Annotated in this window: 14 protein-coding genes; 2 read left to right on the top strand and 12 right to left on the bottom strand. The window is 68.7% G+C overall.

Annotated elements, in window-relative coordinates:
• The first annotated feature begins 6 nt into the window (after positions 1 to 6).
• A complete protein-coding gene (locus tag ACFSXZ_RS16750) occupies positions 7 to 2,889 on the top strand; it encodes a hypothetical protein (protein WP_378265951.1) in 2,883 nt (960 codons plus the stop codon).
• Between the two features lie 64 nt (positions 2,890 to 2,953).
• On the opposite strand, the gene ACFSXZ_RS16745 is transcribed toward ACFSXZ_RS16750, so the two are convergent.
• Entirely contained in the window at positions 2,954 to 3,715 is a 762-nt protein-coding gene (locus tag ACFSXZ_RS16745; RefSeq protein WP_378265950.1) for a dioxygenase family protein, read from the bottom strand.
• 113 nt (positions 3,716 to 3,828) lie between these two features.
• Here ACFSXZ_RS16745 and ACFSXZ_RS16740 point away from each other — a divergent pair, with 113 nt between their 5' ends.
• Complete coding sequence (locus ACFSXZ_RS16740) at positions 3,829 to 4,164, top strand: hypothetical protein (protein WP_378265949.1); 336 nt, start codon at positions 3,829 to 3,831, stop codon at positions 4,162 to 4,164.
• A gap of 10 nt (positions 4,165 to 4,174) precedes the next feature.
• Here ACFSXZ_RS16740 and dnaB read toward each other — a convergent pair whose 3' ends face one another.
• From dnaB to ACFSXZ_RS16685, 11 genes are all read right to left on the bottom strand, one after another.
• Positions 4,175 to 6,457 carry a replicative DNA helicase gene (gene dnaB / locus ACFSXZ_RS16735; RefSeq protein WP_378265948.1) on the bottom strand — a complete coding sequence of 761 codons (2,283 nt, stop codon included), beginning with the start codon at positions 6,455 to 6,457 and terminating at the stop codon, positions 4,175 to 4,177.
• Between the two features lie 420 nt (positions 6,458 to 6,877).
• Positions 6,878 to 7,681 (bottom strand): ESX secretion-associated protein EspG, encoded by an 804-nt coding sequence (locus ACFSXZ_RS16730; RefSeq protein WP_378265947.1) that lies wholly within the window; start codon positions 7,679 to 7,681, stop codon positions 6,878 to 6,880.
• Positions 7,678 to 8,997, bottom strand: coding sequence for a PPE domain-containing protein (locus tag ACFSXZ_RS16725; RefSeq protein ID WP_378265946.1), 1,320 nt, complete (start codon positions 8,995 to 8,997; stop codon positions 7,678 to 7,680). The genes ACFSXZ_RS16730 and ACFSXZ_RS16725 overlap by 4 nt, the downstream gene beginning before the upstream one ends.
• 25 nt (positions 8,998 to 9,022) lie before the next feature.
• Positions 9,023 to 9,640 (bottom strand): DUF3558 domain-containing protein, encoded by a 618-nt coding sequence (locus tag ACFSXZ_RS16720; RefSeq protein WP_378265945.1) that lies wholly within the window; start codon positions 9,638 to 9,640, stop codon positions 9,023 to 9,025.
• Positions 9,637 to 10,020 (bottom strand): hypothetical protein, encoded by a 384-nt coding sequence (locus ACFSXZ_RS16715; protein WP_378265944.1) that lies wholly within the window; start codon positions 10,018 to 10,020, stop codon positions 9,637 to 9,639. The genes ACFSXZ_RS16720 and ACFSXZ_RS16715 overlap by 4 nt, the downstream gene beginning before the upstream one ends.
• Positions 10,021 to 10,226: 206 nt before the next feature.
• Entirely contained in the window at positions 10,227 to 10,685 is a 459-nt protein-coding gene (rplI, locus tag ACFSXZ_RS16710) for a 50S ribosomal protein L9 (RefSeq protein WP_378265943.1), read from the bottom strand.
• Positions 10,686 to 10,697: 12 nt separating this feature from the next.
• Complete coding sequence (rpsR, locus tag ACFSXZ_RS16705; protein WP_027941586.1) at positions 10,698 to 10,946, bottom strand: 30S ribosomal protein S18; 249 nt, start codon at positions 10,944 to 10,946, stop codon at positions 10,698 to 10,700.
• A gap of 36 nt (positions 10,947 to 10,982) precedes the next feature.
• The gene (locus tag ACFSXZ_RS16700) at positions 10,983 to 11,480 is read right to left on the bottom strand and encodes a single-stranded DNA-binding protein (protein ID WP_378265942.1); all 498 of its coding nucleotides are present in this window, start codon (positions 11,478 to 11,480) and stop codon (positions 10,983 to 10,985) included.
• Between the two features lie 10 nt (positions 11,481 to 11,490).
• Positions 11,491 to 11,814 carry a 30S ribosomal protein S6 gene (rpsF, locus tag ACFSXZ_RS16695; protein WP_378265941.1) on the bottom strand — a complete coding sequence of 108 codons (324 nt, stop codon included), beginning with the start codon at positions 11,812 to 11,814 and terminating at the stop codon, positions 11,491 to 11,493.
• A 79-nt stretch (positions 11,815 to 11,893) separates the two neighbouring features.
• Complete coding sequence (locus ACFSXZ_RS16690) at positions 11,894 to 12,658, bottom strand: hypothetical protein (RefSeq protein WP_378265940.1); 765 nt, start codon at positions 12,656 to 12,658, stop codon at positions 11,894 to 11,896.
• Positions 12,659 to 12,823: 165 nt separating this feature from the next.
• Complete coding sequence (locus ACFSXZ_RS16685) at positions 12,824 to 13,642, bottom strand: hypothetical protein (RefSeq protein ID WP_378265939.1); 819 nt, start codon at positions 13,640 to 13,642, stop codon at positions 12,824 to 12,826.
• Between the last annotated feature and the right edge of the window lie 118 nt (positions 13,643 to 13,760).

Here is a 13,760-nt window from a genome sequence, read left to right as displayed (position 1 = left end):
CCCTCGATGCAGACCTGGGCAAGGCGCGGAATCCAGACCGCGCTCGTCACGGGTGGCCTGCTGATGCTGGGCACCGGCATCGCCTCGGCCGACGAGAACAACGGGAGCCCGGACAGTCCGGCCGGACCGGTGGACATCAATGCCAGTGTCCCGGTCCAGATCACGAAGAACGCCGTCGGCGCACTCGGCAAGCAAGCCAACGTGCCCGCGTTCCAGCAGGAGGTCAGCACCCGCCCGGCGACCGGCGTGGTGAACAAGGCCATCGCGCCGCTCGCGGCGACCGGGGCGCTGAAGCCGGCCTCCCCGGCGATCGGCGCGGCCAACGGGGTCGCCGCCACCGCGAGCCAGGCCGGTCAGCGGCTCGGCCGGACCCCGGCCCCGTCGGCAGGCCGCGGCGCGACCGAGGTGACCGGCGACCCGTGCATGGGCAACAAGATCACCGGAGACCTGGTCGTGCCGATCCAGGTGACCGGCAACGCGATCGGCCTGTTCGGCAACGCCGAGGCGCAGTCGGATTCCGTGCAGAGCTACAGCCACGGCAACGAGATCGCGACCAGCGGTGCCGGTGGCGGCCTCGCCGGCAACGTGGTCGCCCTCGACTGGGCGCTCCCGGTCCAGATCTCGGGCAACGCGGTCGGCCTCGGCGGCCGCGCCAAGACCTCGGGCAGCGCGGCCCAGTCGGGGTCCGCACCCGGTGACATCACCACCGACGGCACCAACGGCGGCCTGTCCGGCAATGTGATCAGCCCCCAGGGCGCGACGCCGGTGCAGGTTTCCGGCAACGCGCTGGGCCTGCTGCTGGGCCACGCCAACAGCTCGTTCGCCGCCGACAGCTCGGCCGCATCCGGCGGCTCGATCGCGACACACGGTTCGTACGGGGTGGCCAACGGCAACGTCGCCGGTGTTCCGGTCGCCTTGCCGGTGAAGGCGTCGAGCAACGGCATTTCGGCCCTCGGCAACTCGGATGTCTGCTGTTCGAGTGCGATCACCAGCGCCACCGCGGGCTCGACGAGGCCGGGGATGAACGACATCCCGACCTACATCCAGACCGACGGCGCGCATTCCCTGGTGGGCGGCACCGTCGTCCAGCCCCAGCCCGCGGTGCCCGGCACGGTCGCCGGCGACGCCGCCGCGGTACTCGGGCATTCGTCGGTCGGCTCGGCGAAGCCGGGCTCGACAGTGCTGGGCAGCACCGCGACTTCCGGTGGTTTTTCCAGCACCACCGGCGAGGGCGGGGCTCTGTCCGGCACCATCGCCGACGTTCCGGCCGCGGCGCCTGCCGAGGTTTTCTGCACCGCCACCGCGGTGATCGGACACGCCCACGCGAACGGGTGCGAGAACACGACCACGGCGGTCGCGGGCAGTGGAACCTACACCAACGGCAACGGCGGATTCGTCGCCGGCAACAGCGTCAGCCCGCAGCCCGCGGGTACGGCCGAACTGTTCGGCACCGCCCTTGCCGCGGTGGGTCAGGCCAGTGGCGCGGCGAACGAGACGAAGCACGTCAAGGCCGGCGGCTACAACGGCAGCCAGGGCAACGACTCCTCCGTCTCGGGCAATGTCGTGCAGGCGCCGGTGGGGCTGCCGGCGGAGGTGTTCGGCATGGCAGGCTCGCTCGCCGGCCAGAGCCAGGGCAGCGCCTCGGAGACCAAGACCGTGACCGGCGGCGGTGGCGGTAACACCCAGGACGACCACGGGACGATCAGCGCCAACCTGGTCCAGGCCCCGCTGTCCGCTCCGGTCCAGGCTTTCGGCTCGGCGGTCGCCTTGGTCGGCCGGAGCACCGGCTCGGCCACGACCTACACCACCTCCTCCGCGGGTGGCGACGGACACGCCAACGGCAAGGAAGGTGTGGCCGCCGGCAACCTCGCCGCGCTGCCGGAGTCCCTTCCCGTGCAGTTGCACGGACTCGGCGTCGGCGCGGTCGGCAAGGCCTTCGGCCAGAGCCAAAGCACGACCCAGTCGTTCGCGGGCGGCAACCTCTCCGCTACCGGTGAGGGCGGCGCGATCGCGGGCAACATCGTCGAAGGGCCGGGCGCCACGCTGGCGCACGTTTTCGGCACCGGCGCAGCCGTCGGCGGACTCACCGGCGGCACCTCGGCCAATGACGTGACCTCTCTCGCCGGGGGTACCGCGCAGACCGACGGTGACCGCGGTGCCATCGCGGGCAACGTCGTCGCGGCCCAGCTGGCGCCGATCGCGCAGGTCTTCGGACCCGCTGTCGGTGCGCTCGGGACCGCTCAGGGCACGGGCGCGAACGGCACCAACGCGGGTTCGGGCGGCGACATCACGACGTCGGGGAAAGCCGGCACCCTTTCCGGCGACATCTTCGACGTGCCGGTGGGCGCCGTCGCGCAGGTCTTCGGTGACGCGGTCGCGGCCGCCGGAATCGCCAACGGGACCGCGGCCAACACCACGACCGGGACCGTCGGCGGCACCCACACCACGACGGGCGCGAACAACGCGCTGTCCGGGATCGACAGCACCCTGCCGATCGGTGTGATGGCCCAGGTCTTCGACGTGCCCCTGGCGTTGCTGGGCGGCATCGCGACCGCGCACGCGGACAACGCGACCTCCGTGCTGGAGGCCGGCCAGGAGCCGAAGATCGACCTGCCGGTCACCATGTCGGAGCTGCCCGCCACGTCACTGCCTTCGTTGCCCCGGCCGGTCGCGACGAAGCAGACGCTGCCGGTGCGGTCCGCCACGAGCCGCGCCGACTTCGTCGAACTGCCGGGGAACGTCCTGTCGTTCGTCCCGGGTCAGTTGCCGTCGGTTCCGGCGGGCCAGTTGCCGTCGCTGCCGGGACTGCCGGCCGGCGCCCGGGCCGACCAGCCGACCGTGGTGAGCGGTGACCTGTTCTCGCGCATCACGGATCTCGTGTACCGGTAAGGGATCTCGTGTACCGGTAAGGGTGAAGCGAGGCAGCGGGTCCGGGCGTTCCGGGCCCGCTGCCTCAGCCGAGCTGCACCGACCGTTTCGCCATGCCGTACCAGAAGCCGTCGATCACCGTCTCCGGGGTGAGCTCCGCTCCCGCGCCCAGGGCGACGAAAAGCGGGGCGAAATGTTCGGTCCGGGGATGGGCGACCCGGGCCGCGGGCGCCTTGTGTTCGAAGTCGAGCAGTGCGTCGACATCCCGGGTGCGGAGCACCTCGTCGCCCCAATGATCGAACTCGGCCGACCACTGCGGTGGCTCGCCGTCGATCGCGCCCATTCGCGACAGGTTGTGCGTGAAGAATCCACTGCCGATGATCAGCACTCCCTCGTCCCGGAGCGGCTGGAGCTTACGGCCGATTTCGAAGAGTTTCTGGGGGTCCAGCGTGGGCATGGAGATCTGCAGGACCGGTATGTCCGCCTCCGGGTACATCTCCACCAGCGGCACGTAGGCACCGTGGTCGAGGCCTCGGTCGGAGTCATGAACGGCGAGCCCGGGTCCGCGGAGCAACGCGCGCACGCGCGCGGCCAGGTCGGGCGCGCCAGGCGCCGGATAGGTCACGCGGTAGTAGCGCTGGGGGAAGCCCCAGAAGTCGTAGACCAGCGGTACCGTCGTGGTGGCACCCAAAGTCAGCGGGGCCTCTTCCCAGTGCGCGGACACGACCAGGATCGCCCGCGGCTTGGGCAGGTTGGCCGACCAGCCGGCGAGTTGGCGGGTCCAGACGGCGTCGTCGGCGAGCGGGGGCGCGCCGTGACTGAGATAGAGCACCGGTGTCGTACTCATCGCGGCCTCCAAGTCTTTGAATCTTCAACTATAGAGGACGGGGCGCGCATCGGCGATATTCCGTCCAGGTCGTATGCCGGACGAAGGTCCTATGCCGTGGCTGTTTTCGGGTAGTGCCGACGGAGACCGGCCATGAGGATGCGGTCGAGCATCCGGTCGGGCAGCAGCCGCGTGAGGCGCGTGATCAGGGCCGCGCCGGCGATCCGACCGCGGTCCACGCGGCGGTGCGGGCGGGCGAACGCGCCATGGACGAGTTCCTGGCCATCGTCGGTGATCTGGTCGGCACCCAGCACGCCCGGCGATTCGCGGCGCTACTGCTGGCCAGCGCGCACGGAATCACGGATTTGCAGGTCAGCGGCCACCTTTCCGTGGACAAGTGGCACGTTTCGGTCGAGGACCTCGTCCCGACCCTGGTGTCCGTCATCGACAGCCAGGTCCGCAGCGAGTAGCGGCCCGGCGTCAGCCCTGGGCGAGGTCGGCGAAGCGGCTGTAGTGCAGCTGGTGCGCGACCACGATGGTGCTGGTCGGCCCGGCACGATGCTTGGCCAGGATCAGGTCGGCCTCGCCGGCGCGTGGATCGTCGCGTTCCCACGCGTCGGGCCGGTTGATCAACAGCACCATGTCGGCGTCCTGTTCCAGGGACCCCGACTCCCGCAGGTCGGAAAGCATGGGGCGCTTGTCCGTGCGTTGCTCGGGACCACGGTTGAGCTGACTGATCGCGACGACCGGCACCTCGAGTTCCTTGGCGAGCAGCTTGAGCTGACGGGAAAACTCCGAAACCTCCTGCTGCCGCGACTCCACCCGTTTGCCGGAGGTCATCAGCTGCATGTAGTCGACCACCACGAGCTTGAGATCGTTGCGCTGCTTGAGCCGCCGTGCCTTGGCGCGAATCTCCATCATGGTCATGTTCGGCGAGTCGTCGATGAACAGCGGGGCTTCGCTGATCTCGCTCATCCGGCGCGCCAGCCTGGTCCAGTCGTCGTCGGACATCCGGCCACCACGCATGTCCGCCAGCCGGATCCGGGCTTCCGCGGACAGCATCCGCATGACGATCTCGATCCGGCTCATTTCCAGCGAGAAGATCACGCTGGTCATGCCGTGCCTGATCGAGCACGAACGCGCGAAGTCCAGTCCGAGAGTGGAGTTGTGGGTCGGGATCATCGACCGCCCGGCCAGGTAGAGATGGTCGGACGCGGACACTTCCACGCATCGCACCGGCACGGACGGGACCGGGCGCACGGAGACGATCCGGCGTTGGGCGGACCGGGGGGCGCGGGTGGCGATCCGTTCTTTGTGCTCGAGTTGCTTACGCGGCAGGGAAAAAACCACCTCGTCGGTGGTGAAGGTGAGGCCGGCCGTGCCCTCGCCGGGAATCGACGCGCACGGATATCCCAGTCCCGCGAGCAGTTCGTGGATGTCTTCGGCGAGCTTGCCCCGCGCGGGAAGCCGGATCGCACCTGACGGCAGGACCTCGGCGGCGGCGTCCAGAAGGCCTGCCAGCAGCGCTTGCCGCTGGGCGCGTGAGGCGCGCAGATATTCGGCGGGGATACGGGGGTCGGTCGATATCCCCAGCGCCTCTACTGCTTCGCGTGCGCTTGCCTCGTCGGTCTCACCTTCGAGACGGCAGAGAATTTCCGGCTCCAGGTCGGCGACGAAGTCTCGCGGGTTCCCCAGCCGGACACCGAGTGCGTACGGGGGTAGGGGAAGCGGCCGTGGCGGCAGGGTGATCGCGGAACTCGCTCGCACTGCGGGAAGCCGCGAGGGCCCGGCGTCGATCAGAGCGGCGAGTTGCTCCGTGGTACGGACCACGGAGTCGGCCAGCCACTGATGGGAGGCGTCGGCGACGATCACCGTGCCATCGGAGAACTCCACTTCGTAGCAAGGCCGTCCGGTCATCACCTCGGTGGCGGCGACCACCGTGGTCGGCCGCCCGTCGGCCCCGAGGAGCCGATCGCCGGGCGCGACCAGCGCCATCGTGGTCCAGCCGTCCGGGGTCGGCAGCGGAGTGTCCAGCGCGAGTGCCTTGCCGACACCGGGACGTGCGGCGACAATGATCATCTGGCCGGGGTGCAGACCGTTGGTCACCTCGTCGAGATCCAGGAACCCGGTGGGCACACCCTGCGCGGAACCACCCCGGGAGGCGATCGCGTCGATCTCGTCCATGGTCGGCTGGAGCAACTCCTCCAGCGCCACGTAGTCCTCACTGGTGCGCCGCTCGGTGACCTCGTAGATCGCGGCCTGGGCGCGGTCGACCACCTCGTTGATGTCGCCGCCGTCGTTGGACGCGCCGTACCCGAACTGCACGATCCTGGTACCGGCCTCGACCAGGCGGCGCAGCACCGCCTTTTCCGAGACGATTTCCGCGTAGTACCCGGCATTGGCCGCCGTCGGCACGGTGGCGATCAGGGTGTGCAAGTACGGCGCGCCGCCCACACGGGCGAGTTCACCGCGCCGTTCCAGCTCCGCAGAGACCGTGATCGGGTCGGCGGGTTCGCCACGGCCGTAGAGGTCGAGGATGCAGTCGTAGACCGCCTGGTGCTTGGGCAGGTAGAAATCGCCCGGGCGCAGCGCCTCCACGACATCGGCGATAGCGTCCTTGGAAAGCAGCATGCCGCCGAGCACGGACTGCTCGGCCGGAATGTCCTGGGGCGGCTTCCGGTCGAATTCGCCGGACCGCGGTCCGGGATCTTCGGGACCGGGGTCCGGGGGAAACGCGGGACCTCGGTCATCCGTCAGCGCCACCGCGCGGACACCTCCCTGTCAGCGAACACCAGTTCGATTATGCCGGATCGCGTGCACTGCACGCTACCGGTCGCGGGCACGCTAAGTCCCTCGGAAGGAGCATTGCAAACCTGCCTGTTGATCGTGTGGGGACGATCTTGTGGATAACCTGTGGAAGAGCATGCTCTTTCGTTCACAAGCGGCCCCACTCCTGTGGGCAAACTGGGGACAAGTCTTGTCCTTTGTAGGAAACCTGCAGGTCAAGGCCTGTGGGCAAGGTGTGGAAAAGATTGTCGACCCGGTCACGGCGTGTCGCGCCGGATGGCTCCTCCGGCGTGTCGCGCGGTCGTTTATCCACCCCGGGTGTGGGTCGCCTGTGGATGAATGCTACGGGCAGTAGAAGGGCCACCCCTTGGGCTCAAGGGGTGGCCCTTACCACGGTCAGACCAACGTGCTCTGTGCGTTCCGTAACCGCTCGGCGAGCACCTGTGGTGTCCCCGGAGTGAACACCACCAGGGGATCACGACCAGGTCGTTCCTCCATCAGCCAGCGGCCTTCGGCCGTGTCGATGAAGTTCAACGGCCGGTCGCACCGGCGGCGGACACCGGCCCGGTTGCGCGCCGCCACGTAGAGACTCCCGGCGCCGGTGCGCTGGACCGTCATCAGACGCTGCATTTCCCGCGCCGGAGACATCGCCGCCGCACCACCACGGGCGGGGCGCATGATGGAGACCTCGGACTCGTCCCTGGCCTGACCGCCGCCGGTGATTTCGCTCTTCCCCGCGACCAGCGGCTGTCCGGTCGCGGGCCGCCCGGCCGGGATCTGGTTGACGAAGCCTTGCAGGAGCTCTTCGGGGCGCTCCGAAGCGATCACGACCGCGTCGGAGCCGAGGTCACGAACGGCGACGAACGCACCCCCGCGCCCACTTCCGGCGAACACGGCGAAATTGGACGGCGCCCCGTCGAACCTTCCTTCGAACCAGCCGTAGTACTCGAGTTGCGGCCGCGCCATCGACTCGACCACGTTGAGCAGGTCGCGGTCCATACCACGCGCGCCCATCAGCCCGTGCCGGCTCAGCAAGGCGTTGACCTGCTGGTCCTCCTGGCGCGAAGCGGCCTCGTCGAGCCAGACGGCTTCCCCGGTCAGGGTGGGGTGCGGTTCACCGCCCCGGCGCCGGATCAGATTGAGCAGGATGGGCGCATAGAGCGTCAACGGCTGGTCGAGCACGATCGTCCCCGGTCTCATTCGCCTATGACGGGCGGCGCGGTGAGCTCGTCGGTACCGAAGAGCTCATTGGGGTCCTCGCTGACCAGGTACTTGGTCTCGTGCTCTTCGTCGTCCTCGCCCTTGCCCTTACCGCCGTGACCCATGCCGCCCATACCGGACATGCCCGCACGTCCGGCCGCGCCCGCGGCACCACCCCGCAGCCCGCTCGCGCCGGCTCCACTGCCGCTGCCACCCGCGCCCGCCCCGGCACCGGTGCTCGCGCCGGCCGCGAGTCCTCCCGCTCCACCTGGTCCGAAAGCGCCGCCGCCCGCGCCGAAGGCACCGCCGGCGCCACCCCCTCCGGCGCCCCCGCCACCGGGGCCGAAGGCACCGGTCCCGAAGGCATTGGGGTCGGATGAGGTGCTGGGCGGCGTGAATCCCGCAGCCGTTGTGCCGTCGTTCCAGCTCGGCGGCTTGTAGCCGGGGAACGAAGAACTCGGCGGGTTGGGCTGATACATGTGGCCGTCGCCGGTCCCACCGGGGCCGCCGGTGCCGGGCAGGTTTGTGGAAGGCATTTTGCCGCCGAAGCCGGGAAGATGCCCGGCTCCGCTCCCCGAACCACCGCCCCCGGGGAAGCTTCCTCCGCCGCCTCCGCCACCCGACCCGGTGCCGTTGCCGCCGTCTCCCGGATTTCCGTCGGCGATGTTGTTGCCCGTCCAGGCCTTGTACTGCGGCATGCCCGCGGCGTTCTGCGCGCTCGCCTGGTAGTAGGCGTTGAACGCGTCGACGTTCGCCTGCCCCTTCTTGTTGTAGGCGTTGATCTCGTCGTCTTTGTCGCTGAACGGATTGATGTGGTCCACGAAGCCCATCGACGGCGGGTTCGAGGGAAGACTCTGCACCTTCGACGCGACGGTGTGGAAGTCGGTGATCTGGTTGTTGATGAACTTGTGGGAGTCGGCGAGGTTGTCGGAAGAATCTCTCAGCCAGATTCCCAGTGGATGTCCGCCGGCCTGGGCGGCCGATGACGAGTCACCCTGCCACGCCGCGTCCATCTGCTTGTTCAGCGCGTCGATCTGCTGGGCCCTGGACTCGTGCCTGCCCTTGAGCGTGTCGGCAGCCTGGGAGCCGGCATCCAGAGATCCCGTGCCGGGACCGCCTTTGATCTGTTCGTAGATCTGGCGCGCGTCGATGGTCTGGCCACCGATGGTCGACTGGTGCTGCTGAGCGTCGGGACCGTCGAAGAGGCTGACCAGGCCACCGGCCATGCCACCGACGACGGTGCCGACGCCGGGCATGATCACCGTGCCGATCGCGGCGCCCTTCGCGCCGTCTTTGATGAGCGGACCGTTCACCATGACAATCAACCCCTCCGGATGGTTCTCATGCCGCGCCCTTCAGGTGCTCGATCATCGCCTTCGCGGTGCGTTCGTTCACCGGGCACGGATTGGACCTGTTGAGCCCATCGCCAAGTTGCGCCTGCACCAAGACCATCCGCTGGTCGGTCAGACCGACCGCGAGCACACAGTCACCGGTGGACCGATCGTCGGGCTGGGATGCATAGACCGCTGGGTAACCGTCGATAGTGGTCGGCTCGAAGTACGCCTGTTCGGACTTCTTGTTGTAGATGTTGCCCAGCCCGAGGTCGTTGGCGGTGATCAGGCTGATGCTCATCGTGTTCGTTTTGTAGCTCGCGCTAGTCCATTGACACATCGTCCCGATGGAGTCTCGGCTCGGTCGGCCCGGGCCGACCATGCCAAGGCGGTCGATTTGGTCGGCGGAAAGCGCATCACACGGATTGGCATTGATCCGATCGACGTTCAAAGGCGCGGAAACGTGGGGTGCTCCGCTGTTGCCGCCCGGACTCCCGGCGCTGGCTGCCGTTGAAGCGGCGGAACTCGGTCCGGTGCCGGCAGGGCTGCCGCCGCTCGAACAGGCCGCGACCATACCGATCGCCGCCAGCGCTGTGGTGCCGACGAGAAGCACGCGGGACACGCTCACATGACTTCCTTTCCCTGCTGGGCCGCGGCCTGCTGGACTTCCTGTTCGGTCTGCTGAATTTGCCCGCTGGCCTTCTGCAACGCCTTGATGTAGTTCTCCACGTAGATGACCATGCGTTTGTGCTGCTCCAGGAGCGTGTTGCCGGAGGGCGTGGCGCCGTTGCTGACAAAGGCGGCGCTGGCGAACTCCTTACCCGGCGCACCCACCGTGGCCACCGTTCGGGCCCAGTCGACGTCGCTCCTGAGGTCGACTAGCAGGTCCTGCCACTTGTTGATGACGCCTTGGACCTGGTCCGGCTCAAAGTGGTATCCGCCCGACGGGCCGTTGTTCCCGACTCGGATCGGAGGCGGATCGGGGACGTTGGTCAAGGTGTCGGCCACGTACTTCCCCGACTGTCCTGGCTGGCTCATGCGCAAAGTCCCCTTCGCTCGTCCCGCTTCCCCACATCAGCGGAATCAGCCTTTGGATGCTAGCGCAGCGGACTTGGTTCCCATGGGAAAACGCACAACACCGCGGTGTACCGCCCCGCACAGAACAGCGCCCCCTCCCGCGCGGCGGAAGGGGGCGCTGTCTTCTACTTCGTCAGTCAGTGCGTGCCCTTGATCTCGAGCCGGATACCGGCCTCGACGTCGGGGTGGAGACGAGCGCTGACCTGGTGCTTGCCGGTGGTCTTGATGTGACCACCGGTCTCGATGACCCGCTTGTCCAGCACCGGGCCGCCTGCCGCCTTGATCGCGGCGACGATGTCGGCCGTGGTCACCGAGCCGAAGAGCTTCTTCGAACCCTCGGCGGACTTGGCGACGAGCTGGACCGTGCCCAGCCCCTCCAGCGCGGCCTTGATCTCCTTGGCGTGGTCCAGATCCCGGATCCGGCGCGTCTCCTGGGCACGGCGGATGGTCTGGACGTTCTTTTCCGCGCCCTTGGTGGCCACGATGGCGTAGCCCCGCGGGAGCAGGTAGTTGCGCGCGTAGCCGTCCTTGACTTCGACGAGGTCGCCGGGGCCGCCGAGATTGGCCACGTCCGTGGTGAGAATGATCTTCGCCATTGACGGGCCTCCTTAACGCGCGGTCGACGTGTAGGGCAGCAGCGCCATCTCGCGGGAGTTCTTGACCGCGATGGCGATGTCACGCTGGTGCTGGCTGCAGTTGCCGGTGACCCGGCGAGCACGGATCTTGCCGCGGTCGGAGATGTACTTCCGCAGCAGGTTGGTGTCCTTGTAGTCGATGAGTTCCGGGCGGCCCTTCTGCTCGGCCTTGCAGAACACACAGACCTTCTTCTTCGGCTTGCGAATGGGTGGCTTGGCCACGGTATAGCTCCTGGGGAATCGCTGAAGAGTGGTTGGTTAGAAGGGGGGCTCGTCCGAGAAACCGCCGCCGCCCCCGGCGGGCGGTGCCGAACCCCACGGGTCGTCGGCCGGCGCACCACTGCCGCCGCCGCCGTAACCCCCACCGCCGCCGCCCGACGGGGCCGAGCCGCGGCTGACCTTGTTCACCTTGGCGGTGGCGTAGCGCAGCGAGGGGCCGATCTCGTCGACCTCGAGCTCGACCACGGTCCGCTTCTCGCCTTCCTTGGTCTCGAACGAGCGCTGCTTGAGCCGGCCCTGCACGACGACCCGGGCGCCCCGGGTCAGGCTCTCGGCCACGTTCTCCGCGGCCTGACGCCAGATGTTGCAGCGCATGAACAGCGCCTCGCCGTCCTTCCACTCGCCGCTGGCGCGGTCGAAGGTGCGCGGGGTGGACGCGACGGTGAAGTTCGCGACCGCGGCCCCGGACGGGGTGAAGCGCAGTTCAGGGTCGGCGGTCAGGTTGCCGACCACGGTGATGACGGTGTCTCCGGCCATGGTTTTCGCCTCAGGCCTTCGCCGCGACCTTGGCGGCCTTGCGCGGGGCGACCTTGCGCACGACCTTGGTGCGGAGGATGTTCTCCTGCAGCGAGAGCTGCCGGTCGAGTTCCTTCACCGCGTCGGGCTCGGAGTGCAGGTCGAGCAGGGCGTAGATGCCCTCGGCGTGCTTCTTGATCTCGTAGGCCAGCCGGCGGCGGCCCCAGATGTCGACCTTCTCCACGCTGCCGCCGGACGTGCGGATCACGTTGAGAAACGTGTCCAGCGTCGGCGCGACGGTCCGCTCGTCAAGCGTCGGATCGAGGATGACCATTACCTCGTAATGGCGTGACACAACCACTCACCTCCTGTGGGCTTCGCGGCCACGGACGGTCCGTGGCAGGAGGGTTTGCCGAGTCAAGGGTAACCGGTGGCTAAGACACTTTTCGCAGCACCCAGGCCCGCACGAGCGCCACGCTCGCTCCGGCGAACGCGATGCCCGCCAGCACCACGGGTAACCGAAGGGGGTTCGCGGGCGGCTGCCGGTCCAGTTCGCTGGCGTTCCCGGCGTTCTGGACGTCGGCCGAGCCGGCGGGCGCGGCGCTCTCCGGGGCAGGCGGGTACTGCCCTGGCTGGGCCGCGCCGTTGTGCCCGGTGGCGGGGATGTTGCCGTAGTCGCGTGACGGCGCCGGTTCCGTGCTGGTTCCCGGGACGGCGGTCGGCTGAGCCGGGGCGGCCGGGGCTGCGGCGACCGAGCTGAAGTTGGCGGCGAAGACGGTCAGCCCGCAGTTGCCCGCGATCTCCTCGCCGATCGCTTCGAGCGTCTTCCCCCTGGTGGTCTGGTCCCAGCCGAGCCCGTTCGCGTTCCGGAGCGCCCTGGTCACCGCCAGAGCCACGGCTTCGCCGCTGATCGGTGCCGACTGCACGCTGGGCACCCTGGTCACGGTCATCGCGCCCTCGGCGGTGACCTCCTTGGCGAGTTCGTCCGGGGAAACGCCGTTGAGGCCGAGGAGGGCCTCCTCGTCGGCGGCCGCGGAACGGACCAGCTCGCTGACGTCCTTGCCCTGCACCGCCACCTGATCGCCCATGTTGCCGACGACGGAACCAGTGCAGCCCTGTGCGAGCACAGTGCTGGCGGAAGCGCTACCGGTGAACAGACCGCAGGTGAACATCGCCGCGAGTGCGGCCGTCGTCACCATCCTTCTCACCAGACGCTTTCGCACGGGACCGGCACCTCCAGGAACTAGGTCACCAACGAATAACGAAAGAGACGTCCGAACGATACTAGTCGGTTCTTGCCGATCGGATCATCCGTCGGTCGATGTCCTTGCCCGGCGGGAAAAGGCGTGGTTTCCGGGAAGGAATCACCGGGTTCCGCGCAGGACCCAGCTCCGCACCATTCCCGCGGTCACCACGGACAGCGCGAGCACCGCGACGAGCGTGGGGAGACCGAGCGGAAGACCGTCCGGCTCGGGTCCGGACGGCAGCGCTTCGGCGCGGCCCGCGTTCTGCACCGGGCCGGCATTCCGTGCGGCGGGATTCAGCGCACCGGCTTCGGGTGCGTAGCCGGGAATGTCGCCTCCGTAGCGGATGCCGGGCGACGGCGCCCACGATGCCGCCAGCGCGTAGGGAATCCCGCTGTAGTCCCGGATCGGGGCGTAACCGGGCGAGCCGAAGGGCAGCAGTTCGAGACCTGGGGCGCCGATCGTCAGGACCGGGCTGTTCGGCGCGGGAATGGCAGCGGGGGCCGGGGAACCGTGGGCCGCGGGGGCGGGTTGGCTCTTCGCACCACCGTCTTGCGAAGCGGGCGGAGGCGACGCCTGCTTACCCGGAAGGGCGTTGCTGAGGCCGTTCGTCGTGCCGGCCACGGTGCCATCGACCACGCCCGCCACTGGCGGGCCGACCACGGGCAGCGGCGCGACGGCCGTGTCCACGACGTTCACGGTGATCGTGCAGAGGCTGCCGAGCAGGCCTCCGACCAGCGACGTGACCCCGTCGGTGATCGTCTTCAGGCCGAACGGCGTGTTGATCGTGTCACCCGGTTTGACGGTCACCGTCTGGCCGCACTGCGCGTCGACGGTGTCCGCCGACGCGGTGCCCGAGGAGCCGGTCAGTACGGCCGATCCGGCCAGTACGAACGCGGCCGCACCGACTGCCGCTGTTCTGCGTGTTCGGCCTCGCATCCTGCAGCCCCTCCCGCCCGAGACGTTACCCACCGGTACAACGAATGTAACGGTCAGCAGTGACGCTCGCCGCGCCGACTGATTTTTTCACCAGCCCGAAACCTGTCGGTGGCACGGG

It is taken from the genome of Amycolatopsis pigmentata, assembly GCF_042684065.1.
Classification (GTDB): Bacteria; Actinomycetota; Actinomycetes; order Mycobacteriales; family Pseudonocardiaceae; genus Amycolatopsis_E; species Amycolatopsis_E pigmentata.
This window is presented reverse-complemented; position numbering and strand designations above follow the sequence as displayed.

What these genes read in the sequence shown, in the direction of transcription:
- rplI (WP_378265943.1), bottom strand. Translation starts at nt 10,685, where the DNA reads ATGGCGAAGATCATTCTCACCACGGACGTGGCCAATCTCGGCGGCCCC.
- ACFSXZ_RS16725 (WP_378265946.1), bottom strand. Translation starts at nt 8,997, where the DNA reads ATGGTGAACGGTCCGCTCATCAAAGACGGCGCGAAGGGCGCCGCGATC.
- ACFSXZ_RS16750 (WP_378265951.1), top strand. Translation starts at nt 7, where the DNA reads ATGCAGACCTGGGCAAGGCGCGGAATCCAGACCGCGCTCGTCACGGGT.
- ACFSXZ_RS16685 (WP_378265939.1), bottom strand. Translation starts at nt 13,642, where the DNA reads ATGCGAGGCCGAACACGCAGAACAGCGGCAGTCGGTGCGGCCGCGTTC.
- ACFSXZ_RS16700 (WP_378265942.1), bottom strand. Translation starts at nt 11,480, where the DNA reads ATGGCCGGAGACACCGTCATCACCGTGGTCGGCAACCTGACCGCCGAC.
- ACFSXZ_RS16745 (WP_378265950.1), bottom strand. Translation starts at nt 3,715, where the DNA reads ATGAGTACGACACCGGTGCTCTATCTCAGTCACGGCGCGCCCCCGCTC.
- ACFSXZ_RS16730 (WP_378265947.1), bottom strand. Translation starts at nt 7,681, where the DNA reads ATGAGACCGGGGACGATCGTGCTCGACCAGCCGTTGACGCTCTATGCG.
- ACFSXZ_RS16690 (WP_378265940.1), bottom strand. Translation starts at nt 12,658, where the DNA reads ATGGTGACGACGGCCGCACTCGCGGCGATGTTCACCTGCGGTCTGTTC.